Origin of the sequence: Alteripontixanthobacter maritimus, assembly GCF_003340475.1 — a bacterium.
GTDB classification, from domain to species: Bacteria; Pseudomonadota; Alphaproteobacteria; order Sphingomonadales; family Sphingomonadaceae; genus Alteripontixanthobacter; species Alteripontixanthobacter maritimus.
The window spans coordinates 1550072-1573073 of the sequence record NZ_QBKA01000002.1; the positions used below are offsets into that span (position 1 = coordinate 1550072).

Annotated in this window: 24 protein-coding genes, 1 tRNA gene and 1 other RNA gene; 13 read left to right on the forward strand and 13 right to left on the reverse strand. The window is 62.0% G+C overall.

All coding sequences use genetic code 11. The features are described 5' to 3' along the window. Window positions 1-58: 58 nt before the first annotated feature. The 4 genes from ffs to HME9302_RS07710 form a co-directional block, all read right to left on the reverse strand. Window positions 59-153: signal recognition particle sRNA small type (gene ffs, locus HME9302_RS07695), an RNA gene on the reverse strand. A gap of 351 nt (window positions 154-504) precedes the next feature. Continuing rightward, complete coding sequence (locus tag HME9302_RS07700) at window positions 505-783, reverse strand: ETC complex I subunit (RefSeq protein ID WP_115366539.1); 279 nt, start codon at window positions 781-783, stop codon at window positions 505-507. A gap of 10 nt (window positions 784-793) precedes the next feature. Beyond that, window positions 794-3241 (reverse strand): ATP-dependent helicase HrpB, encoded by a 2448-nt coding sequence (gene hrpB / locus HME9302_RS07705; RefSeq protein ID WP_115367574.1) that lies wholly within the window; start codon window positions 3239-3241, stop codon window positions 794-796. Between the two features lie 39 nt (window positions 3242-3280). Beyond that, the gene (locus tag HME9302_RS07710) at window positions 3281-4303 is read right to left on the reverse strand and encodes a polyprenyl synthetase family protein (RefSeq protein ID WP_115366540.1); all 1023 of its coding nucleotides are present in this window, start codon (window positions 4301-4303) and stop codon (window positions 3281-3283) included. A gap of 88 nt (window positions 4304-4391) precedes the next feature. Here HME9302_RS07710 and HME9302_RS07715 point away from each other — a divergent pair, with 88 nt between their 5' ends. Next, a complete protein-coding gene (locus tag HME9302_RS07715) occupies window positions 4392-4712 on the forward strand; it encodes a chorismate mutase (protein ID WP_115366541.1) in 321 nt (106 codons plus the stop codon). Window positions 4713-4715: 3 nt separating this feature from the next. Next, the gene (locus HME9302_RS07720; protein ID WP_115366542.1) at window positions 4716-6026 is read left to right on the forward strand and encodes an NADH:flavin oxidoreductase/NADH oxidase family protein; all 1311 of its coding nucleotides are present in this window, start codon (window positions 4716-4718) and stop codon (window positions 6024-6026) included. Window positions 6027-6055: 29 nt separating this feature from the next. On the opposite strand, the gene HME9302_RS07725 is transcribed toward HME9302_RS07720, so the two are convergent. From HME9302_RS07725 to HME9302_RS07740, 4 genes are all read right to left on the reverse strand, one after another. Next, complete coding sequence (locus HME9302_RS07725) at window positions 6056-7546, reverse strand: sensor histidine kinase (protein ID WP_115367575.1); 1491 nt, start codon at window positions 7544-7546, stop codon at window positions 6056-6058. Between the two features lie 56 nt (window positions 7547-7602). Beyond that, window positions 7603-8283, reverse strand: coding sequence for a response regulator transcription factor (locus HME9302_RS07730; RefSeq protein ID WP_115366543.1), 681 nt, complete (start codon window positions 8281-8283; stop codon window positions 7603-7605). Window positions 8284-8445: 162 nt separating this feature from the next. Continuing rightward, on the reverse strand, window positions 8446-8760 hold the full coding sequence (locus HME9302_RS07735) for a PepSY domain-containing protein (protein WP_115367576.1): 315 nt from the start codon (window positions 8758-8760) through the stop codon (window positions 8446-8448). Window positions 8761-8843: 83 nt separating this feature from the next. Continuing rightward, window positions 8844-9563 (reverse strand): SIMPL domain-containing protein, encoded by a 720-nt coding sequence (locus HME9302_RS07740; RefSeq protein WP_115366544.1) that lies wholly within the window; start codon window positions 9561-9563, stop codon window positions 8844-8846. Window positions 9564-9719: 156 nt separating this feature from the next. Here HME9302_RS07740 and HME9302_RS07745 point away from each other — a divergent pair, with 156 nt between their 5' ends. Genes HME9302_RS07745 through HME9302_RS07755 form a run of 3 tightly spaced genes read left to right on the forward strand, consistent with a single transcriptional unit; the run spans window position 9720 to window position 12520 of the window. Beyond that, on the forward strand, window positions 9720-11531 hold the full coding sequence (locus HME9302_RS07745; protein ID WP_115366545.1) for an ABC-F family ATP-binding cassette domain-containing protein: 1812 nt from the start codon (window positions 9720-9722) through the stop codon (window positions 11529-11531). Window positions 11532-11538: 7 nt separating this feature from the next. After that, window positions 11539-12111 carry a uracil-DNA glycosylase family protein gene (locus HME9302_RS07750; protein ID WP_407641319.1) on the forward strand — a complete coding sequence of 191 codons (573 nt, stop codon included), beginning with the start codon at window positions 11539-11541 and terminating at the stop codon, window positions 12109-12111. 43 nt (window positions 12112-12154) lie between these two features. Further along, the gene (locus HME9302_RS07755) at window positions 12155-12520 is read left to right on the forward strand and encodes a nuclear transport factor 2 family protein (protein ID WP_115366546.1); all 366 of its coding nucleotides are present in this window, start codon (window positions 12155-12157) and stop codon (window positions 12518-12520) included. Here the strand turns inward: HME9302_RS07755 and HME9302_RS07760 are convergent. Next, entirely contained in the window at window positions 12513-12986 is a 474-nt protein-coding gene (locus HME9302_RS07760; protein ID WP_115367578.1) for a DUF6456 domain-containing protein, read from the reverse strand. The two genes, HME9302_RS07755 and HME9302_RS07760, sit on opposite strands and share 8 nt — an antisense overlap. Window positions 12987-13084: 98 nt before the next feature. Between HME9302_RS07760 and HME9302_RS07765 the strand changes: the two genes are divergently transcribed. Together HME9302_RS07765 and HME9302_RS07770 are read left to right on the forward strand one after the other, a co-directional pair. Then, the gene (locus tag HME9302_RS07765) at window positions 13085-13657 is read left to right on the forward strand and encodes a helix-turn-helix transcriptional regulator (RefSeq protein ID WP_115366547.1); all 573 of its coding nucleotides are present in this window, start codon (window positions 13085-13087) and stop codon (window positions 13655-13657) included. Window positions 13658-13700: 43 nt separating this feature from the next. Then, window positions 13701-14882, forward strand: coding sequence for a glycosyltransferase (locus tag HME9302_RS07770; RefSeq protein WP_326833158.1), 1182 nt, complete (start codon window positions 13701-13703; stop codon window positions 14880-14882). A 31-nt stretch (window positions 14883-14913) separates the two neighbouring features. Here HME9302_RS07770 and secF read toward each other — a convergent pair whose 3' ends face one another. From secF to yajC, 3 genes are read right to left on the reverse strand one after another with little or no spacing between them, the layout of a single operon-like run. Continuing rightward, a complete protein-coding gene (gene secF / locus HME9302_RS07775) occupies window positions 14914-15897 on the reverse strand; it encodes a protein translocase subunit SecF (RefSeq protein ID WP_115366549.1) in 984 nt (327 codons plus the stop codon). A gap of 13 nt (window positions 15898-15910) precedes the next feature. Further along, window positions 15911-17509 carry a protein translocase subunit SecD gene (secD, locus tag HME9302_RS07780; protein ID WP_115366550.1) on the reverse strand — a complete coding sequence of 533 codons (1599 nt, stop codon included), beginning with the start codon at window positions 17507-17509 and terminating at the stop codon, window positions 15911-15913. A 36-nt stretch (window positions 17510-17545) separates the two neighbouring features. Further along, window positions 17546-17869 (reverse strand): preprotein translocase subunit YajC, encoded by a 324-nt coding sequence (yajC, locus tag HME9302_RS07785; RefSeq protein WP_115366551.1) that lies wholly within the window; start codon window positions 17867-17869, stop codon window positions 17546-17548. A gap of 181 nt (window positions 17870-18050) precedes the next feature. Here yajC and HME9302_RS07790 point away from each other — a divergent pair. The 6 genes from HME9302_RS07790 (at window position 18051) to HME9302_RS07815 (ending at window position 22398) form a co-directional block, all read left to right on the forward strand. Then, window positions 18051-18127 (forward strand) — tRNA-Pro (locus tag HME9302_RS07790). Between the two features lie 132 nt (window positions 18128-18259). Further along, window positions 18260-18673, forward strand: a complete 414-nt coding sequence (locus tag HME9302_RS07795) for a holin family protein (RefSeq protein WP_115366552.1) — start codon at window positions 18260-18262, stop codon at window positions 18671-18673. A 24-nt stretch (window positions 18674-18697) separates the two neighbouring features. After that, window positions 18698-19135 (forward strand): type II 3-dehydroquinate dehydratase, encoded by a 438-nt coding sequence (locus tag HME9302_RS07800; protein WP_115366553.1) that lies wholly within the window; start codon window positions 18698-18700, stop codon window positions 19133-19135. A 124-nt stretch (window positions 19136-19259) separates the two neighbouring features. Beyond that, window positions 19260-19772 carry an acetyl-CoA carboxylase biotin carboxyl carrier protein gene (gene accB / locus HME9302_RS07805; protein WP_230079917.1) on the forward strand — a complete coding sequence of 171 codons (513 nt, stop codon included), beginning with the start codon at window positions 19260-19262 and terminating at the stop codon, window positions 19770-19772. Window positions 19773-19797: 25 nt separating this feature from the next. Beyond that, entirely contained in the window at window positions 19798-21147 is a 1350-nt protein-coding gene (gene accC / locus HME9302_RS07810) for an acetyl-CoA carboxylase biotin carboxylase subunit (RefSeq protein WP_115366554.1), read from the forward strand. A gap of 51 nt (window positions 21148-21198) precedes the next feature. Continuing rightward, the gene (locus tag HME9302_RS07815; RefSeq protein WP_115367580.1) at window positions 21199-22398 is read left to right on the forward strand and encodes an MFS transporter; all 1200 of its coding nucleotides are present in this window, start codon (window positions 21199-21201) and stop codon (window positions 22396-22398) included. A 16-nt stretch (window positions 22399-22414) separates the two neighbouring features. Here the strand turns inward: HME9302_RS07815 and HME9302_RS07820 are convergent, their stop codons facing one another. Beyond that, window positions 22415-22879 carry an Lrp/AsnC family transcriptional regulator gene (locus HME9302_RS07820; RefSeq protein WP_115366555.1) on the reverse strand — a complete coding sequence of 155 codons (465 nt, stop codon included), beginning with the start codon at window positions 22877-22879 and terminating at the stop codon, window positions 22415-22417. Window positions 22880-23002 lie beyond the last annotated feature (123 nt).

Genomic DNA, 23002 nt, shown 5'->3' on the forward strand with positions numbered 1-23002 from the left:
ATGATTGAGAGGTGGAAAAGGAGGCCGGTATCCGAGATCATGGTGTGACGAACCGGGGTATCTAGGAGCCGAGCGACCCGCCGCAAATCGGGATGGCTGCTTCCTTCCGGACCTGACCAGGTTAGCGAACGCAAACGTCCACCCGACTCCCGCCGTGCATATGGCGTTGCTCTGGGCGAATCGCAAGGTTGGTATTTGATGCGGCTGGAGCGCGGAATTACAGGCGCGGGAGTTTTTTGTTTGTGGCCCTGCGGGCGCAGGCCATCCGGCCTGCTTGCTTCCTCGCATAAGCTCGGGCGGCCGTTCGGCCTTGCGGTCCGCTGGTCGCGGACCGAACTTGCGCCAAGCTGGTGAGGTAGCACCCGGTCCCTGGTCACGGCAGTCATAGGTCCAAAGGGCCGCCCGCAGCGCGCAGCGCGAGGATAGCCTAAGGGAGCGAATGCGACCGCCGGCGCTTGAGGCAAACAAAAAACACCGGCGCCTGAGGCTGAACAGAAACTCCCCCTAACGAAAATTATCCGAATAGGCCTGCAATTTCAGCGTCTTCGGCGGGGTCTGATGCACGCGTGCGATAATGCCGTAGCGTTCGGCGTAGGCTTTCGCCTCCTCCTTGCCGGGGAAAGTCAGGATGACCTGGCTTTGCGTGTCGCCGCTGCCGGTCCAGCCCATCAGCGGATCGGCGCGGCGGGCTTCGGAGGGTTCGAATTCCAGTACCCATTGCGCGGTTTTCGCTTTGCCGGACTGCATGGCGCTCTTGGGACGTTGATAGATGCGGGCTGTCATGCCGGGTCCTTTAATTGACGCGCGCGCTTCGTGCAAAGGCGTTCTTGGTTTTCAAGCTGGGGCGCTCGTTCCACGGTTCTTCAGGCCAGCGGTGTTTGGGATAGCGGCCTTTCATATCGCGGCACACATCACGCCAGCTTCCGCGCCAGAAAGCGGGCAGGTCGGCGGTAAGCTGGATCGGCTTGCCACCGGGCGAAAGCAGTTCCAGCATGAGAGGTATAGGCGGCTGTCCGATGGCAGGATGCGTATCCAGCCCGAACAGCGCCTGCGGACGCACCGAAACCGTCGGTCCCGCTTCGGCCGCGTAATCGATCTTCAGCGTGCTCCCATCGGGCGAGGTGAAGCGCATCGGAGCCAGCCGGTCGAGCCGTTGGCGGCTATCCCAATCGAGCGTCGCCAACGCAGCATCTGCCAATTTCGCAGGACCAATGCCAAGATCGCGGCGGCCCTCCAGCAAGGGTGCGAGCCATTGGTCGGTTCTCGCCGCCAACACCTCGACCGACAGTTCCGCAATTCCGGCATGGCGAGCGCGGGCCAGAAGCGTCGGCGGAAGCAATGTCCCCAACCGCTCAACAGCCTTTTCCACAAGCATATCCACAAGGACTGTCGAATCGGGATCGGGGTCCGGCCCGCTGGCGAGCGTGATCGCACCCAGCCGCCGTTCCAGCCGCGCCTCCACACGAGCGACGTCATTGTTCCAGTTCAACACCTGCCGCGATTCGATCCGCGCTGCGAGGTGAGTAATGACGTCTTCAGGCTCCAGCCGGATTGCAGCGGTAATGCGTGCAGCCTTGGCCTTGCCTTGCGCGTCGCCGATAACCAGCCATTCCGCTGTCGCGAGCGGCGATGCCGGGTCGAGAACGAAGCCGCGTCCTCCCGCTGTCAGCCATTGCTCGCCGGACGCATCGCGGCGGCGGGCCACCATGTCAGGCCGGCCAGTAGCAAGCAGAATAGCGAGGGGCGGCTTCTGCTTTTCCGTAACAGGCGCTGACAACGTTTCTGCCGATGTTGCCCACCGCGCCGCCAGTCTGCGCGAAGCGTCTGCCCGCTTCCCACGCTCGCCGTCCCAGCGTTGCATCCGCGCGGCAAGGTCTTCTCCCCGGCCGCCTAGCCCGCGTTCCTGTAACAGGAGCGCCAGCTTCGCCGCCTCCCACGCGGCACCATTCTCCGCTCCGAACAGCAGCATTGCGGCGGAGGCCGGGTCCATTGGCAGTTTAGCAAGTTTGCGCCCTGTGTCCGTAATCCGGCCGGTTTCGTCCACCGCCCCCAATCCAACCAGCCGCCGGTTCGCCGCAGCCATTGCGGCTGCCGGCGGCGTATCCAGCCATGGCAAACCATCTATATCGCGCGCACCCCACTGCGCCAGCGTCAGCGCCAGCGGAGCGAGATCGGCGGTCAGCATCTCGGGCGGATCATATGGCGGCCTGCCGGGATGCGCGGCTTTCTCCCAAAGACGATAGGCGACACCCGGCCCGAGCCGCGCGGCGCGCCCTGCTCGCTGGCCTGCCGCAGCCTGGCTGGAACGGGTTGTGACGAGATGCGTGGTGCCGGCCGCGACGTCATGCTCTGCACGGCGCGACAGCCCGCTATCGACCACCACCGAAACGCCATCCAGCGTCAGGGAGGTTTCCGCAATCGCGGTCGCCAGTACGATCCGGCGGCGGCCCTGGCGATCGCGCGCGATTGCGGCGCGCTGGCTGGCGGGATCGACCTGTCCATGCAGCGGCAGGACCGGCACGTTCGGCAACCGCACCTCCAGCCGTTCGGCCGTTCGGTCAATCTCGCGCACGCCGGGAAGGAAAGCGAGAATATCGCCCTCTTCGCCCCGCCATGCGGTCAGGATCGCATCTGTCATTGCATCTTCCGTGCGCGCCTGCGGGGACGACCCAAGCCATTCGATCCTGAGCGGCCATGCCTTGCCCTCGCTTTCGATCGTGACCGCATCCGGACCCAGCAAATCGGCAAAACGCGCCCCATCGATCGTGGCGGACATGACGCAGATACGCAGATCCTCGCGCAGCACGGACCGGCTTTCCAGCGCCAGAGCAAGGCCAAGGTCGCTGTCCAGATGCCGCTCATGCGCTTCGTCGAACAACACGGCGCTGACGCCGGGTAGTTCGGGATCGGCCACGATGCGGTTCACGAAAATGGCTTCGGTCATAACCAGAATGCGCGTGGTCGGCCCGCGCCTTGTGTCCATCCGCGTGAGGTAACCCACCGTTTCGCCCGGCTTTTCGCCCAACATCTGCGCCATCCGCTCCGCCGCCGCGCGCGCCGCGACCCGGCGCGGACTGAGGAGGATGATCTCGCCGTCGCACCACGGCTGGTCCAGCAATGCGGGCGCGACGGCGGTGGTCTTGCCCGCGCCAGGCGGTGCCACGAGTACGGCCGCACCGTGGTTGTCCAAGGCGCGCAGCAAATCCGGCAAAACGGCGTGAATGGGAAGGTTCGAAGCCACGGTGTTGCCTAGCAATGGCGGCCGCGGCGCGGAAGGCGCTTAGTAACCTCTCGCCACCGCGAACATGGCGGCTTCGGCCATGGCGGCGCGGGCCTTGCCGTCGGGAAAGATCGAAATTGCGTCCACCGCACGCTGGGCAAAGTGGCGCGCGCGTTCGCGGGTTGCCTCCACCGCGTCGTGACGGCCAATCAGGGCAATGGCTTCGCCCAAGTCGGCATCGGAGGTACGGTGGCCGGAGATCGCCTCGCGCCAGAATTTGCGCTCGCCCTCGTCACCGCGAGCATATGCAAGGATGACCGGCAGTGTCATCTTGCCCTCACGGAAATCGTCGCCCCGGTCCTTGCCCATTTCGGCCGCATCGGAATCGTAATCGATCGCATCGTCCACCAGCTGGAATGCGATGCCCAGATTGCGGCCGTAATCATCCAGCGCATGTTCCTGCCGCTCATCGCATTCGGCCACCACGGCGGAGATGCGGCTGGCAGCGGCAAACAGGGCGGCGGTCTTTGCGCCGATGATGTTGAGATAGCGTTCCTCGCTGGTTTCGATCTGTCGCTGGGCCGTCAGCTGATCGACCTCGCCTTCCGCAATGATGGCGCTGGCGCCGGAAAGGATTTTCAGGACTTTCAGACTGCCGTCCTCGGTCATCAGCTCGAACGCGCGGCTGAACAGGAAATCGCCAACCAGCACGGTGGCGGGATTACCGAAGATAATGTTGGCCGCCGCCTTGCCCCGGCGCAGATCGCTCCCATCCACCACATCGTCATGCAGCAATGTAGCGGTGTGAATGAACTCCACCGCGGCGGCCAGCCGGTGGTGGCGCGTGCCGGTGTACCCAACCAGTTCCGCGCCTGCCAGCGTCAGCATGGGCCGCAACCGCTTGCCGCCGCCCGAGATCAAATGCCCTGCCAGCGCCGGGATCAGCGGTATCTCGCTCTGCATCCGGTCGAGAATTACGGTGTTCACGCTGTTCATGCCCTGCGCCGTCAGCGTCAGCATAGGATCGAGCGTGGGAGCGGCGGAGCGGGCCCGCGTTTTCAGGGGGATAATCTCTGCACTCATCGCGGGCGTGCTTGTGTGCGTTGCGGCGCAGCTTGGCAAGCATTGTATGGCGTGGAACCGCCGGTCCGTGCGTGCTAGGCGGCAGGTTATGCAGACACGAAGCGACGATCAGCGCCCCGATGCCTCCACGCCCGACCAGGTGCTGGCCGGTTACCGAAAGAGCATCGACAATATCGATGCCGCTCTGGTGCATATGCTGGCCGAACGGTTCCGCATCACGCAGGCGGTGGGGGCCTACAAAGCGAAATCCTCCCTCCCCCCGGCCGATCCGAACCGCGAACAGGAACAGGTCGCACGGCTGCGACAGCTAGCGAGCGAGGCGGAACTGGACCCGGAATTCAGCGAGAAATTCCTGCGCTTCATCATCGACGAGGTGATCCGCCACCACGAACGCGCGCAGGAAGGCTGAACCATGGACGACAACCCAAGTCTCGCCCGGCCACTCCCCCTGCCCTGCGGCCTGGTGCTACCCAACCGGTTGGCAAAAGCGGCCATGACGGAAGGGCTGGCCGATGCCGCAGGATTGCCCACGACAAAGCTTGAAACGCTTTACCGCAGATGGTCGGATGGCGGGACGGGGCTGCTGATTACCGGCAATATTCAGATCGATGCCGATCATCTGGAACGTGCGGGCAACGTTGTGATCGACGGGGTGCCCGATGCTTCGCGCGCGGCTGCGCTGGCAAGTTTTGCCAAGGCGGCCAAGTCCGGCGGCAGCGCAGTCATCGCCCAGCTCAGCCATGGCGGGCGGCAAACACCCGCTCCGATCAATCCCGCACCCAAAGCGCCCAGCGCGGTACCGCTCGGTGCGATGCCATTCATCGCGTTCGGACAACCGCAGGCGATGACCGCAGACGATATCGCAATTATCGAGCGTAAGTTCGTGGACGCGGCGAAGGTTTGCCATGCCGCCGGGTTCGACGGGGTGCAGGTCCACGCGGCGCATGGCTATCTGCTATCCAGTTTTCTGTCTCCGCTTCTCAACCGGCGTGACGACGAATGGGGTGGCAGCCTGGAAAACCGGGCGAAGCTGCTGCTCGACATCGTGCGCAAGGTTCGCGCCGAATGTCCGGCCCCGTTCGCCATATCCGTGAAGCTAAATTCCGCCGACTTCCAGCGCGGCGGCTTTGCCATCGAAGATAGCGAGCGAGTTGCCGGCTGGCTCGACGAGGCCGGTATGGATCTGCTGGAGATCAGCGGCGGTACTTACGAGCAGACCGCGATGATGGGTAATAAGGGCGACGATGATGATGGTTCGCGTGCCGGGGCGCAGGCGCGCACAGCCGCGCGGGAAGCCTATTTCCAAGAGTTTGCGCCGCGTATCCGGGCTGCACTCGACCGGGCGAAGCTTATGGTGACGGGCGGATTCCGGTCGCGAGACGGGATGGAGCACGCGCTAGCGGAAGACGGCATCGATCTCATCGGGATCGCCCGCCCCCTGATCGTGGATCCCGATATCTCGAAACATCTGCTTGGCGGATATGAAGAAACGCAGCGCATAGAGAACGAGCTGCGCGTCGGTCCCGGCCCGCTATCCCCGCAAAGCCGGTTCGCCGCGATCAAGGCGCTGAACGCCTCGGCGACGCAGGCCTGGTATTACGAACAGCTGGAGCGGCTTGGCGCGGGTGAGGAAGTGGACCCGAAGGGCCGGATTCTGACAGCCGCGATGGCGTTCAAGAAACGCGATGCGGCAAAACTGGCGGCTATCAAGGCGGCGCGCTGACGTAATTGACCAAACGAACGACTGCTGGCTTACGCCGGTACGTCCGTCTGTGCCGGACCGCGCGGCAGGCTGAGCTTGACCAGCAGACCGCCCAGATCCTCGCTTTCGCCAAGCTCCACCCCGCCGCCGTAGATTTCCGCCACGTCGCGCACGATAGCCAGGCCCAGGCCTGTTCCAGGCTTGCCGGTATCCAGCCGCGCGCCGCGGTCGAAGATGCGAATACGCTCCTCTTCGGGAATGCCGATTCCGTCATCTTCCACCCAGATGACGCATTGCCCGGTCCGTTCATTGCCGATGCTTTCGGCGTCCACGGTTACGAACACGCTTCCGCCACCATATTTCGCGGCGTTCTCGATCAGATTGCCGAGAATTTCGTCCAGGTCCTGCCGTTCGATTGCGACTCGCGCATCGCGCTTCCCATCAAGATCGAAGCGCACGTTCGGGTAAAGCCGTTCGACTGCGCGGCGCACCGCTTCTGCGCTTTCGCAAACCGGCGTCGAGGCAAGGCCAACCGCTCGCCTGCCAACAGCGCGAGCGCGCGCAAGATGGTGGTCGACATGGCGGCGCATGGTGGTCGCTTCGCGGATCACTGTGTCGGGCAGGTCCGGCGCCTTCGCGGTGGCGGCGTTGTTCACCACCGTGAGCGGGGTCTTCAGCGCATGGGCAAGATTGCCGGCGTGGGTGCGCGCCTCCTCCGCCTGTTTTTCCGAATGCGCGAGCAACGCATTCAGTTCTTCCACCAGCGGCTGCACTTCCAGCGGCAGCGGATCGGTTACGCGATTGGTGCCGGTGGTGCGGATGCGCTGGATCGCCGCGCGCACCCGTCGCAACGGGCGCAGACCGTAGATGGATTGCAGCGCCGCCATGATGAACAGCCCAAGGCCGAGCACCGCGAAACTCCAGACCAGAATGGACCGGACACGGCCGATCTGTTCGACCAGTTCGTCCCGGCTGGCGGCCACCGCAAAGGTCCAGCGGGTGTCGCTGCCGGGCAATTGCACAGATCGCTCCAGAACGCGCAGCGGCTCATTGGCAAATTGGTTGCTGTCGTAAAACTGCGAAGTGGTGACCGAATGGTCGGCGCGCAGGTCCAGCGTGCGATCCCACAGGGAGCGGCTGGGATAGGGGTCGTAACCGTCGGCGCTGATCTGGTAATACAGGCCGCTATCGACCTCCATGAATTTCTGACTGCCGAGGCTGCGGCTGAACCAGACTTCCCCGTCGATGATCTCGGCCGAGGTAATCATGCCGGTCATGTTGTATTCGAGTTGATCGTCGAAATTATCCTCGACCAGATCGGTCAGCGTGCGCTCCAGCGCGAACCCGCCCGCCAGCAGCAGGATGGTGATCCAGCCAGCTGCGATAACCATCATTCGCCGAGCGAGACTGCCGGTATGGGGCGGCGCCTTGCCCGCCTCGATAGCGCGGGGCACCGGCACATGATCGACCCCGGCGGCCAGCGGGTGATCGGGCGAGGGATCGGCGGTACGGCCGGCCCCGTTCTTCTCCCCCGCTACCATATCCATGTCCTGTATCCTGTGCTGTGAGGTGCCGTATCTGCCGTAAGATTTTGCCGTCAGACCGCGCGCGGCTGGTCGTCTGGATCATCCAGACTGTAGCCAAGCCCGCGAATGGTGGTGATGACTTCCGCACCCAGTTTCTTGCGAATGCGGGTCACGAACACCTCGATCGTGTTTGAATCGCGGTCGAAATCCTGATCGTAGATATGTTCGATCAATTCCGTCCGGCTTACCACTTTGCCCTTGTGGTGCATCAGATAGCTCAGCAGCTTGTATTCCTGCGCGGTCAACTTGACCGGTTCGCCTTTCAGCGTGACCCGGCCGCTGCGCGTATCCAGCCGCACGTCGCCGGCCATCAATTCGCTGCTGGTGTTACCCGACGCGCGGCGGATCAACGCGCGCAGGCGGGCGATCAGTTCTTCGGTCTGGAACGGTTTGGCAAGATAGTCGTCGGCGCCCGCATCCAGCCCGGCAACCTTGTCGCTCCAGCTGTCACGCGCGGTCAGCACCAGCACCGGGAAGGTGCGGCCCTCCTTACGCCACATGCCGAGCACCGTCAGCCCGTCGATTTCTGGCAGGCCGAGATCGAGGATCACGGCGTCATATTCCTCGGTCGAGCCCATGAAGTGCCCGTCTTCGCCGTCGGTGGAAAGGTCCACCGCATAGCCTGTCTGTTCGAGCGTCGATTTCAGCTGCTGGCCGAGTGTCGGTTCATCTTCGACGATGAGAATGCGCATGGTCTGGTCGGTCCCCCGAAAATGCGGCGCCTATGCGCCAATTACTGGCGCGAACTGGTGCGCCATGCGCATCAACGCGTCAATGGGCTGGGAGGTTTCAATACGAGAAGCTGACGATTTCCGGAGCGGCGGCTACGTAAGCCGCCAAACGAAAACCTGCCATCAGCTCCAGCGGCGCAAGATACGTCCGGTCCGCGCATCGACATCGACATAGGTAACCTTGCCATCCTTCATGAATTTCAGGCGGTAAGCCATAGCCGTGCTGTCATAGGACGGGCCGAGATATTTGTGATCGGGATACATCGGGCGCACCCGGTTTTCGATCGTCCGCAAGGAAATAAGCTTACCTGCGCGCATCTGCTTGCGCGCCTCGCCCTGATCGGTGCGAGGCTGGGCCGACGCGGGCGCAACAATGCCGCCAAAGGCCAATGTAGCGGCCATCGTCGCAGCGAGACTTCGGGTGAACAGCTTTTTCATATCGGCCAAAGGATTACCTGCGCTGCATTGAACCGGTTGTGAATATGCCAAATGGCACACATTCAGGAACCAGCTCAATTTGCTTAACGGGTCATCTCATAAGTAATCGTGACCGAAACGCCGGTGCTGACCATACCGGGTTGAACAGGCGTAGATGCCGCTTCCTCGGTCATGGCGTCCATCGTTACCCGGCCCATCGGTCGCATTTCATTCCGCACAGTTTCGTTCACAGACAGCAGTCGCACATTCGAATAGCCGGCCATTCCGGCATAATCGCGCGCGCGTTGCAGCGCAGTTTCCATCGCCGCGCGCCGTGCCGCGTCCTTTGCTGCGGTTTCATCCTCGATTCGAAAACCTGGACCTGACAGATTGGTGGCACCGGAAGCTACCAGCGCATCCAGTACCGGGCCGGTCCGGTCCACTTCGCGCAAGGTTACGCTGACCTGGTTCACAACCTCGTAGCCGCGAAAGACCTGTTTGCGCGTGTTCTGGTTGTAATCATATTGCGGATTGAGGCGAATGCCGCTGGTCTGGATATCATCTTCGTCAATGCCGAGCGCCTTGATCCGCGCGATAACTGCGGACATCTGCTGGGCGTTGGACTGCATCGCGGCCACCGCCGTGCGCGCTTCGGTCGATACGCCCGCACCGATTTCCACGATATCGGGCCGCGCCTTCACCTCTTCCATCACTGTCAGTTCAACGACGGGACCATTCGATTCCAGCGTGACTTCCGCCGCAGAAAGCGGTGCTGCCAGTAACGTAAGCGGCAATGCGGCGGTGAGTGACAGAAGACGGGTCATGGCAAATCCTCGCAATACATGATGGTTGGCAGAAGAACGGCTTATACTCGAGGCAGGTTCCGGAAGAGACAATCCGGTCTCCTTCATTACCCGGATCAACCCCGCAATCCCGACTATCCTTGTGAGAATGCGTATGAGCGCCTAGCTGAACGCCCCATGGCGCAACCACCTGTCCTTTCCTGGGAATCCCTCGGCCTGCAACAGGGCGGTCGGTGGCTGTTCGGCGGGCCGGGTACGGACGGGCTGGATCTGCATATCGGACCGCGCGACCACATGGCTCTGATCGGGCGCAACGGGGCGGGCAAGACCACCCTATTTCGCCTGATCGACGATCAGCTGGAGGCCGATCGCGGCCAGCGGACTGTGCAGAAAGGCACGCGCATCGTGGTGCTGGAGCAGGAGCCCGATTTCTCCGCTTACACCACGTTGATGGACTTTGCCTTGCATGGCAACGATGCGCCCCCAGAACACGAAGTGGACGCGATCGCAGGCCAGCTCGGCATCGATATGGCCACTTCGGTTGACGGTGCCAGCGGCGGAGAAAAACGCCGCGCGGCGATTGCCCGGGCGCTGGCGCAGGATCCCGACCTGTTGCTGATGGACGAGCCGACCAACCACCTCGACCTGGCCGCGATCGAATGGCTGGAAAGCTGGCTCGACCGGTACAAAGGCGCGTTCATGGTGATCAGCCACGACCGTACGTTCCTGAAACGTCTTACGAATACTACGCTGTGGCTGGACCGCGGCGTGATCCGGCGCAAGGATGTCGGCTTCGGCGGGTACGAGGCCTGGGAAGCACAGGTCATGGCAGAGGAAGAGCGAGCCGCCCATAAGCTCGATGCCAAGCTGAAGCTCGAAGCGCACTGGCTGGAACGCGGCGTCACCGCGCGGCGCAAGCGCAACCAGGGCCGGCTGGAAAAGCTTTACCAGATGCGCGCCGCCCGCGCCGCCATGATCGGCCCGCAGGGTGCGGCCAAGCTGGGGCTAGCGGTGGACGAAGACAACAAATCCAAATCCGTTATCGTGGCGGACAAGGTCGGGAAATCCTACGACGGCCGCCCGATCATTCGCGACTTTTCCCTGCGCATCCAGCGCGGCGACCGCATCGGCGTGGTCGGTTCGAACGGCGCTGGCAAGACCACGCTGCTCAAGCTGTTGACGGGTGAGATCGAGCCGGATGAGGGTACGATCACAATCGCCAGGACGCTTACCGGGGTGATGATCGACCAGCAGCGCAGCCTGATGCAGCCGGACAAGACCGTTCGCGAAGTGCTCGCCGAGGGCGGCGACTGGATCGACGTGCGCGGGGTGCGCAAGCACGTTCAGGGGTATTTGAAGGAATTCCTGTTCGAGCCGGAGATCGTCGAAACGAAAGTCGGGATCCTCTCGGGCGGCGAACGATCCCGCCTGCTACTCGCCCGCGAATTTGCGCGGAAATCCAACCTGCTGGTGCTGGATGAACCGACCAACGACCTCGATCTGGAAACGCTCGATCTGTTGCAGGAAGTGATCGCCGATTACGAAGGCACGGTGCTGATCGTCAGCCATGATCGCGATTTCCTCGACCGCACCGTCACGCTCACGCTGGGGCTGGACGGCAGCGGGACGGTGGACATCGTCGCCGGTGGCTACGCCGATTGGGAAGCGAAGCGTGATCGTCGCGAAGTCGGCAAATCGAAAGCACCGGCAGCCCTTCGGGTGGAACGCAGCCGTGATACGGAAAAAGCACCCACCAAGTTCAGCTTCGGGGAGCAGCGCGATTTCGACCTGCTTCCGGCCCGAATTGAGGAGCTGGAAACCGCCATCGCGCGCGGCGAGCAAATCCTTTCCGATCCGCAGCTATACACCGCCGATCCGCAGAAATTCGCCAATATCTCGAAAGGTATCGAGAACGCCCGGACCGAGAAGGACGCGGCGGAAGAACGCTGGCTGGAACTGGCCGAACGGGCCGAGGAAGCGGCGCGGTGAGGCTGGCGTGACGCCGCTGCGCCGGGAAATTGCCAGTTGCCGTCTGTGCGCGGAGCATCTGCCTGCCGGTACCCGCCCCATCGTCCAGTTCAGCGACACCGCACGCCTTCTTATTATCGGGCAGGCTCCCGGCGCGAAAGTCCATGAAAGCGGCATTCCGTGGGACGACGCCAGCGGCGATCGCCTGCGCGAATGGACCGGGCTCGACAAGGCCGCGATGTATGACGAAAACCGCGTCGCACTGGTACCCATGGGGTTCTGCTATCCCGGCAAGGCGAGCGGCGGGGATCGTCCGCCACGCCGCGAATGTGCGCCGCACTGGCATGACCGCGTCCTCGCCACGCTTCCGCGCGAACGCCTCACATTGCTGGTCGGGACTTACGCGCAGGCCCATTATCTTCCCGCGATGCGCAAACTGCCCATGACCGAGCGGGTAAGGCTCTGGCGCGAATGCCTGCCTGGCGCAATCCCCCTGCCCCACCCCGCCTGGCGCAGCGCCATCTGGATGAAGCAAAATCCGTGGTTTGCCGAAGACATCCTACCGGAGCTGCGCCGACGCGTTTCTGTCATAATAATGTGAGACAATCTTCTGGCCGGACGGGACCAAGCGTAAGGAGCACATAATGGACATTCAGACATTGGCGCAGAATTTCACGAAAGCCGTCGCGGAGGACCGGGAGGCTGATTACAAGGCCTATTGGGCCGACGACATCGTCAGCCTGGAACCGCAGGAGGGCGAAATGTCCCGCTGCGAAGGTCGCGAAGCGCTCGAACAGAAGCACGCCTGGTGGAACCAGAATGCCGAAGTGCATTCGGTGAACACCAAGGGCCCGTTCGTCTATGGTGACCAATTCGCTGTGCAATACGACATGGACGTCACCATCGACGGCGAGCGCAACCAGATGAGCGAAGTCGGCCTGTACACTGTGAAGGACGGGAAAATCGCCGAAGAACGCTTCATGTATGGCAGCGAAGACGGCGTTAGTTGATCCGGTAAAAATTCGCCACCCGGTCGAGGGCCAGCTTCAGCACCAGCTTGCCGCTGCGCGCCGGCCAGGCGAGCGCCTTTTCGGCCGTGGGCAACCCTTCGCCTGCGCAGACGACGCGCCATAGCACGTCGGACAAGCCCGAACCGGCCGCAGCCAGCGCGCCGTCGAAACGGTCCTTCGCAGCGATCTGCCGCTCGGTCGGTGACAGCCCGCGATCGCCGGTCCCTGCGATGCGCACCGGGTCCCACCGCATGGTCACGCTGGGGCTCATCTGCGCGCGTTCGTAGTCGGCGCGCAGACGCTCGCCCGCATCGAATAACCGATCGTCGATCATTCCGCGCGAATGCAGCCAGCTTAGCGGCGACTCGGCAGTGTTGACTGTCACCGTGCGGCGTCTGCGCGTTGCAGTTCCGCTTTTACGCGGTCCTTCCGGGGTAAGTTCACGCTCTACCAGATGCCTGTCCATGCGATTTCCCTTTGAATAACCCATTTGGTCAAGCCCGCTTGCCTTCTGTGGTTATCTGTAGGAAAGAACTTTCACCCGATTGGTGATGGAGCCTTCCGATGATCAACCGCATCCGCGATATCCGCAAAGGCAAGAACATGACGCTCGCTGACCTTGCTTTGGCCTGCGATCCTCCGACCACCGCGCAGACTATCGGCCGGCTTGAAACCGGTATGCGCAACCTGTCGCTGAAATGGATGGAGCGGATTTCCGCCGCGCTCGATGTCGAACCCGAAATGCTGGTCCGGTCGGAAAAGTCGCCCCCGGCACAGGTCGTGGCGCGGCTGCTGGCAGACGGAGCGGACGGGCTGGACGAAGCGCGCGACGCCATCCTCGCGACGGAACTCGGCGGCGCAGGTTCGCTGACTGTGCTCGCAGTAGAAGAGGCGAACGGCCCTTACCTTCCCGGCGATCAGCTATGGTTGCGTCAAATCACCCTCGAAGACGCCGCGCGCGCCATCAACCGCGATGTGCTGGTGCCGCGCAAGGGTGGCCGCTTCGCTTTCGGACGGCTGATCGACCGGCAGGGCAACCGCCTCGCCATCCTGCCCAGCGGCACCGGCCAAAAACAGCAGGTGGTAGAGGATCCGGCCTGGATCGCGGTGGCCGAAATGCTGGTTCGCAAACTCTGATATGCCAAACCCTGCGAACCGAAATGGCAGACCGGCGCGGCGCGTGCTGTCACTGTCCACGCTCTATCCGAACAGCACAAATCCGCGCTTCGGCACTTTCGTCGCGCGTTCGCTGGAGGCATTGGCGGCACGTAACGGCTGGGAAGTAACCTGCATCAACCCGCTCGGTATCCCGCCCATCGCGTTCGGCAAATATCGGGCACTGAAGGACGCAGCGGTCGATGGTGTCGAAAACGGTGTCGATGTGCGTCGACCGACCTTCCCGCTTATCCCCCGCTTCGGCGGACGCATCAATCCGGCAATCATCGCCCGCAAAGTGCTACCTCTTGCTCAGGAACTGCACGCGCAAACTCCGTTCGACATACTCGATGCGCAATTCTTCTATCCCGATGGACCCGCCATTGCTTCAATCGCGAAGGAACTGGGCCTGCCCTACTCCATCAAGGCGCGCGGGGCGGATATCTCCTATTGGGGCAAACAGGATTACGGCGCTGAGCAAATGCTCGATGCAGCAAGCGGCGCCGCAGGGCTACTCGCCGTGTCGCAGGCTCTGGCGGATGACATGGCTGGTATGGGGATGCGGCGTGAGGCGATTACGGTGCATTACACCGGTCTTGATCGGGACCGGTTCCGGCCGCTGGACCATGTTGGCCTACGCCGCAAACTGGGACAGGAACTCGGGCTGTCGTTACCCTCCACCGCGCCACTGCTTGCTACCGTCGGCGCGCTGATACCGCGCAAGGGTCAGGAGCTGGTCATCGGTGCACTGGCCGATCTGACGGATGCGCATTTGCTGCTGGTCGGCAAGGGGGAGGACGAGCATCATCTGCGCCGGCTGGCTGCCGATATGGGCGCAGCAGGGCGGGTGCATTTTCTGGGCTCGGTAGACCACAATCTACTGCCGGTGATACTTTCGGCCGCCGACCTGATGGTGTTACCATCTGCCAGCGAAGGGCTCGCCAATGCGTGGGTAGAGTCGCTGGCCTGCGGCACGCCGCTGGTCATTACAGATGCTGGCGGCGCGCGCGAACTCGTCATGGGTCCGGAGGCGGGGACTATCGTGGAGCGCGACCTGTCCTCCGTCACGCAGGGCATTCGCCATATGCTTGCCAATCTTCCCTCGCCTCGCATCGTCGCAGCGATGGCGAAGCGGTTCAGCTGGGAGGCAAATGCCGGAGCACTGGCGCAATATTACGAACGGCTGATCGACCGGCACGCGGGTTAGGGAATTCGTCCCGCAGGCCAGCTCACGCGTCTTACCCCTCGGTCAGTTTGCGCGCCGCCGCTTCCTGTTTGTCCGCCTCGGTTTCCTTCGGCACGAAGCTGTTGGAATCCACGCCCAGCCAGATCAGCAGCGGCGCCGCCATATAGACCGAACTGTACGTACCGACGAAGATACCCAGCGTGATCGCCGCCACCAATCCGAACAGGCTTTCCGGACCGAATGCGAGCAGTGGGACAAGCGCGACCAGCAGCGTCAACGAGGTCATCACGGTCCGCGCCAACGTTTCGTTCACCGACAGGTCGAGCAATTCAGGCAATGGCATCTTGCGGAATTTCTTAAGGTTTTCGCGGATGCGGTCATAGACCACGATCGTATCATTCAACGAATACCCGATGATGGCCAGGATCGCGGCGATGATCTGCAGGCTGAATTCCAGCTGGAACAGCGCAAACATTCCCAACGTCAGCGAGACATCGTGAAACAGCGCGAACAGCGCACCTACACCGAACTGCCATTCGAACCGGATCCAGATATACAGCGCCACGGCCAGCATCGCGGCGACCAGCGCAAGCACCGCATCCTCGCGGAATTCGCCCGAAACCTTACCCGATACGTTGTCGTTTCCGTCCAGTCGGAAGTCGGGATAATCCGCCTTCAGCGTGCCGACGATTTCATTCGCGATCGCCTGCGCGGTTTCTTTGTTATCAGCAGCTTCTTCGGGAAGGCGCACGCGGATCGAAACCTGGTTGTCCTCACCGAAACGCTGCACGGTCGCATCGCCGTAACCCAGCGCGCCGACCTTGTTGCGGACGTCGGGTATGGGAGCCTCTTGCGTCTGTTCGAAAGTCGCGCGCACTTCCAGTCCGCCGGCAAAATCGACGCCGTAATTAAGCCCCTGGGTAAAGACGAGCGCCCAACTCGCAATAATCAGCAACACGCTGACGATGTAGAACGGCACCCGTAATTTGAGGAACTTGATGTTGGTGTCGTCGGGGACGAGCTTGAGAAGTTTCATGGTTCCGTCTCCCTCAAATCGCGATGTCGGCAGGGCGCGTTTTGCGCAGCCAGCCCGAAACCCACAGCCGGGTCAGGACAACGGCGGTAAAGACGCTGGTGAAAAGTCCGATAACCAGCACCACGGCAAATCCGCGGATCGGGCCAGAGCCGAACAGGAACAACAGGACACCGGCGATGAAGTTCGTAATATTTGCGTCATAAATTGCGCGGGTCGCCTCCTTGTAGCCGTTTTCGACCGCCGCAATCACGCGTCGTCCGCGCTTGCGTTCTTCCCGTATGCGTTCGTTGATCAGCACATTCGCATCGACGGCCGCGCCGATGGTCAGCACGAACCCGGCGATACCTGGGAGCGTCAGAGTGGTATTGAGCACCGCCATAATTCCCAGCAGCATCAACACGTTGAGTACCAAAGCTGCGGTGGCATAGACGCCGAATCTGCCGTAGGTGGCGATCATCAGCACCACCACCGCGACCGAACCGATCATCATGGCGAGCAGGCCCTGGCGGATCGACCGTTCGCCAAGATCCGGCCCGACCGTGCGCTCCTCGATGATGGCGAGGTCGACAGGCAGCGCGCCCGAACGCAGCGAGATCGCCAGCGCGGCGGCACTTTCAACACTGAAACTGCCGGAAATCTGCGCGCCGCCGCCACGGATCGGTTCGTTGATATTGGGTGCGGACAACACCGCGCCGTCGAGGATGATGGCAAACGGTTTACCGACATTCTGTGTGGTCAGGCGGCTGAACTTGGTCGCACCCTGCTGGTCGAACTGGATATTCACGACCGCTTCGTTGGTATCGGGATCGAAGCCCTGCGTGGCGTTCACCAGACTATCGCCCTGAATGCCGCCAAGCCGCCGCACGGCGATCGAACTCCCGGCAAAATCGGAATCGTCGGAATAGGGGAAGATCTGACTTCCGGGGGGTGCGATGCCCTGCTGCACATCGCTCGGCAAAGCGGTCTGGTCGACCAGCTTAAATTCCAGTTTCGCAGTCTGACCGAGCAATTCCTTCAGCTGTTCGGGGTCCTGCAGGCCGGGGACCTGCACCACGATACGGGTGTCGCCCTGACGGATGATCGTCGGCTCGCGCGTACCTAACTCGTCGATCCGCTTGCGAACGACTTCGGTGGCGCTGTCCATCGCCTGCGTAACCGCGTTGTCGGTACCCTCAGGCGTGGGCGTCAGCACGAAACGGGTTTCGTCTCGGACCGTCAGGTTCCATTCGCGGGTCAACCCCTGCCCGTTGATGATCGGAAGCAGCAATTCGCGGGCGCGGTCCACGTCGGCGGCGCGCTCCACCATGAAGCTGAGATTGCCACCCTGCGTCGAAATATCGCCGATGCGGATGCGCGGTTCCGCGCTGCGCATGATGGTACGGACCGAATCCTCGATATTCTCGAGCCGCTGCGCCGCGACTTCGCTGCGTTCTGCCTCGAGCAGGATGTGGCTGCCGCCGGCAAGGTCGAGCCCGAGATTGACTGTCGGTTCGGGCAGCGCCGAAGGCCAGTTCGCACTGGTCATCGACATCAGCGAAGGCAGCGCGCACGCCGCCAGCAGCAAGGTCAGGCCCCACAGCCAGATCTTCTTCCAGGTCGGAAATTCAAGCATTTCGGTGTCGTTCCCCGGACCGTATCAGGCGCGCGCTCAATCGTTCGCCGGTGTGGCGGATGTCGGTGGCACGATATCGCCGATTGTGCTTTTGACAGCCTTCACCCGCATACCCTTGGCCAGTTCCAGTTCGGCATAATGTTCGTCGATCTTCACGACCTTGCCGACCAGCCCGCCTGCGGTAACCACCTGATCGCCCTTCTTCAGGCCTTCAATCTTGGCGGCGTGTTCCTTCGCCCGCTTCATCTGTGGGCGGATGATAAGGAACCAGAAAATGGCGATCATGCCGACGATGGGAAGCCACTGAACCCAGCCCGGAGGAGCGGCTGCAGGCGCCGCGGCAGCGATTAAAGCGAACATTTTGATGGATACCTTACGTCATTAAACCGGTATGTGCAGATCGGAGGCGGGACTGCCGCCTTCACGAAACCGTGCGCGCCTAGCAGTATGCGCGCGGCAGGGCAACGCACCCCTGTCACGTCCCAACACTATAGTTGCCACGCCCTGATACCGACCGTATAGGGCGCCGTTCCACTGGTGTCGGGAAGTAGCGCAGCCTGGTAGCGCATCACACTGGGGGTGTGGGGGTCGCAGGTTCGAATCCTGTCTTCCCGACCAGTGGAACTTACCGTGATTTTGCAGAAATGAGCGCGATCAACGCGCTGGCAGAGCACCTGTTTGGTGTAAAACATTTTCCTACACGAACCGTTTTGGTTAGCACTGCCGGCGAATCGCCAGCGGAGCAAAGCCATGCCATTTCTAGAATCGCTTATCGGACCCGTCGCCTCCCTCATCGACAAGATCATCCCCGACAAGGACGCGCGGGCCAAGGCAAAGCTGGAACTACTGAAGCTGGAAGGGACGCAGGAACTTCGCCATATCGAGGCCAGGCTGGCAGCGATCGTGGCGGAAGCAAATTCACGCGACCCCTGGACCAGCCGGGCGCGTCCCAGCTTCCTCTACGTTATCTATATCATGTTGCTCTGGTCGCTACCGATGGGTGTGCTTGCCGCTTTCAATCCCGCCACGGCGAAGGATATCGCGATCGGCATGAACGCTTATCTGAACGGATTGCCCGAACCACTCTATGCATTGTTCGGCACCGGGTATCTCGGTTACACGGCCGCGCGCCAGTGGGGCAAGGTCAAGGGGGTGGAGCGATAGGCCGCCCGCCGCTACACCGGGCCGATGTGCAAACCCGTCATCTACGTCCTCAATGGTCCCAATCTCAATCTGCTGGGGCTGCGCGAGCCGGACATATACGGCTCCGAAACGCTAGATGACATTGCCGGAATGCTGGAGGATCGAGCCCGCGAACTGGGCGCGGAAATCGAGATGCGGCAGACCAATCATGAAGGAATGCTGGTCGACTGGTTGCACGAGGCGCAGGCCGAAAATGCCGCCGCCGTGTTGCTCAATGCAGGGGCCTACACCCACACTTCAATCGCTTTGCTCGACGCTATCCGGGCTATCAGGACGCCGGTTGTGGAAGTGCACCTGTCCGATCCCACGACGCGCGAAGAGTTTCGCCATTTGTCCTATGTCGGCATGGCCGCGGCGGGAACCGTTCAAGGCAAGGGGGCAGCGGGCTATGTCGAGGCTCTGGAACTGTCCCTCTCGCTGTAATATTTGCGCGCCGCGTGGGCGCGACGGGTCGGAACCGCCGATCGCTTCCGTCAGGTCCGCAGACCCTTGCAAGGCGGGCGCTGGCCGCGCATAGGCCGGGGTCAAAGCAACCGCAGGGGCTTCCATGGCCGAAACAAAGCGTGCCGCCGGGCGTAAGTCAGGCATGAATGTCGATACGAAACTCGTTCGCGAGCTGGCCGAGATGCTTGGCGAGACCGGTCTTACCGAAATCGAAGTGGAGGATGGCGACCGTAAGGTTCGCGTCTCGCGCGGGGGCATGACCATGGCCGCACCGCAACAAATGATGGCCGCGCCAGCGATGGCGTCCGCCGCGCCGCCCGCTCCCGCTGCATCCGATCGGTCCGACGCGGCGCAGGATGCAGGCGATGCGGCACAAGATACCGCCGGTGCAATCCCAAGCCCGATGGTCGGAACGGTCTATCTCGCCCCGGAACCCGGCGCGAAGAACTACGTCAATATTGGCGACACCGTGGCCGAAGGCGACACGCTGGTCATTATCGAGGCGATGAAGGTGATGAACCCGATTGCGGCGGACAAGGCCGGTACGGTCAAGGCCGTGCTGGTCGAAAACGCACAGCCGGTCGAATTCGACCAGCCGCTCGTCGTGATCGCCTGAACCGCTACCGCCGGATACCAAACACATGGGCATTAAACGCATCCTGATCGCCAATCGCGGCGAAATCGCGCTTCGCATCCACCGCGCGGCGCATGAAATGGGTATCGAGACGGTGGCGGTGCATTCCACCGCCGACGCCGAGGCGATGCATGTGCGGCTGGCGGATCATGCCGTCTGCATCGGTCCGCCGCCGGCGACCGACAGCTACCTCAACGTTGCCAACATCATTTCCGCTGCCGAAGTTGCTGGCTGCGACGCAATCCATCCGGGCTATGGCTTCCTGTCCGAAAATGCGGCGTTTGCCGACATCGTCGAAGCGCACGATATCAAGTGGATCGGGCCAAAGCCCGAACATATCCGCACCATGGGCGACAAAGTGGAAGCCAAGCGCACGGCGGGCAAGCTAGGCCTGCCGCTGGTCCCGGGCTCCGACGGGGCGATAACCAATCTGAACGAAGCGCGGGAGCTGTCCAACCAAATCGGCTACCCAGTCCTGGTCAAAGCGGCGAGCGGCGGCGGCGGGCGCGGCATGAAAGTGGTGCCGACCGAAAACGATCTCGAAAGCGCGCTGAGCCAATGCAAGAACGAGGCGAAGTCTGCGTTTGGCGACGATACCGTCTATATCGAAAAATATCTCGGCAACCCGCGCCATATCGAATTCCAGGTGTTCGGCGATGGACGCGGCAAGGCGATCCATCTGGGCGAGCGCGATTGTTCGTTGCAGCGCCGCCACCAGAAGGTTCTGGAAGAGGCCCCCTCCCCCGTCATCACCCCCGAGGAACGCGACCGCATGGGCGGCATCGTGGCTAGCGCAATGGCCGATATGGGCTATCGCGGCGCGGGTACGATCGAATTCCTGTGGGAAGACGGTGAATTCTACTTCATCGAAATGAACACTCGCCTGCAGGTCGAACATCCGGTCACCGAAATGATCACCGGGATGGATCTGGTGCGCGAACAAATCCGGATCGCCGATGGCAAGGACTTGTCGGTGACGCAGGAGGAAGTCCGCTTCGAAGGCCACGCCATCGAATGCCGGATCAACGCAGAAGACCCCTTCACCTTCGCCCCAAGCCCCGGTGAAGTCACCGCCTATCATCCGGCCGGCGGCATGCATGTCCGCGTCGATAGCGGCCTTTATGCGGGGTATCGCATACCCCCATATTACGATTCCATGATCGCCAAGCTGATAGTTTACGGCAAGACGCGTGAACGGTGCATCATGCGCCTGCGCCGTGCGTTGGACGAGATGGTGGTTGGCGGTGTGAAATCCTCGATCCCGCTGCATCAGGCCCTGCTCCAGCAAGATGATGTGTTGAGTGGGAACTACACCATCAAATGGCTCGAAGACTGGCTTGAAACGCGCGACGCATAATGGCGTTCATCACACGGTGCGGTGTTGTTGGCGGACAGTGAACCGGCCAGCTTGACGAGCCCCGCCCGCCTTTCCAAAGCGCAGGAATACTCGCTTGCCGTGGCCGCTGCCGTGGTGACGGCCAATGCGTATTATATCCACCCTATCATTGGCGATGTGGCCGACCATTTCGGCGTAAGTACCGCCGGCATCGGACTGGTCCCCGCGCTGAACCAGCTCGCTCTGGCGGTCGGGATCCTGCTGCTGCTTCCATTGGGGGATCGCTATTCCAACCGTTCGCTGACGATTGTCTTTACCATCGGCCAGTGCGCAGGTCTGCTTGCCATGACGCTGGCGCAGAGCTTCACGGTATTTGCCGCCGGATCCACATTGCTGGGGTTCTTCACCATCGCGCCCTACCTCTTGCCCGCGTATGCATCGAAGCGGGTCGCGCCGGAACGGCTGGGGCACGTTACCGCGATCCTGACGGCCGGTGTAATCTTCGGCATCTTGGTCGCGCGGGTCGGGGCAGGCGTGATGGCGGAATATTTCGGCTGGCGGTCGGTGTACTGGGCGGCGAGCGCAGCGATGATCGCGATTACACTCACCCTTCCGCGTATCATGGAGAAGGGTTCACGGGACAAGAGCGTCAGCAAACTCGCTTACGGTGCATTGCTGGCTTCGCTATTGTCGCTTGTCCGTTCGCACCGGGAGATCCTGTTGTCGGGCGCAATCCAGGGGATCGGTTTCGGTCAATTCATTGCGCTGTGGCTAGGGTTGGCGTTGCATTTGACCGGACCGGATATGGGTTACGGCACCGACGTCGTCGGCTATCTTGCTGGATTTGCCGCAGTCAGCGTCGCGACGACGCCCTATTGGGGCAGGCTGGCGGACCGTATCGGACCGCGCAAAGCGCGCGTCGGTTTTTGCGTCGTGCAGACTGCAGGGATCGCGCTGCTCCTGCCGTTCGGTTACAATCTGTGGCTATTGATGATCCCGATCCTGATTGGCAACATCGTCGGCCCGGCCATCGACGTTACCAGCCGTATGACGTTCCTTTCGCTGGAGCCGGAACTGCGCACCCGCCTGACAACAATCTATATCGTATTGATGTTCATCGGCGGCGCTATCGGCAGCATCGCCGGTACCGCCATCTACGACGTGTTTGGCTGGACCGGCGTAGCTTCGACAGTTCTCGCATCTTGCGTCGCGCTGACAGCGATCGCAGTGCTGGGATACCGGCTGTATGGCGACAGGGACAAAGCCGCTTAAGTAGCAGCCAGCGAAACTAGCCCAGCGGAACGCCGGGTTCATGCTTCGATGTGCGGATGGTCAGCGAGGTTTTCACGCTTGCGACATTGGGCGCGGGCGTCAGTTTGCTGGTCAGGAATTCCTGGAAGCTTTGCAAGTCGCGGCTGACGATTTTGATGATAAAATCGATCTCGCCGTTCAGCATGTGAACTTCGCGCACTTCCGGCAAGGCGTGCATGTGATCTTCAAATTCGCGCAGGGCGTCTTCCGCCTGGCTTTTAAGACTGACCATGGCGAACACCGTTATCGCAAAGCCAAGCTTTGATGGGTCCAGATCGGCGTGATAGCCGCGAATGACGCCGTCTTCCTCCAGCGTGCGAACGCGGCGCAAGCAAGGCGGCGCGGTCAGATCGACGCGGCGCGCCAGTTCGACATTGGTTACCCGCCCCTCGGCCTGTAATTCTGCCAGCAAATTTCGATCTATATCGTCCAGATTGGCCATGACACACCTGCTTCTTGCGCATTGTCGTTATGGATAAACGCGGGACGGCAATGAAAGCGTCCTACGACGGCTCCTACGGCTAATATTATTATTCCTGCCAGCAATTGTCCCGCTTTGCAACGC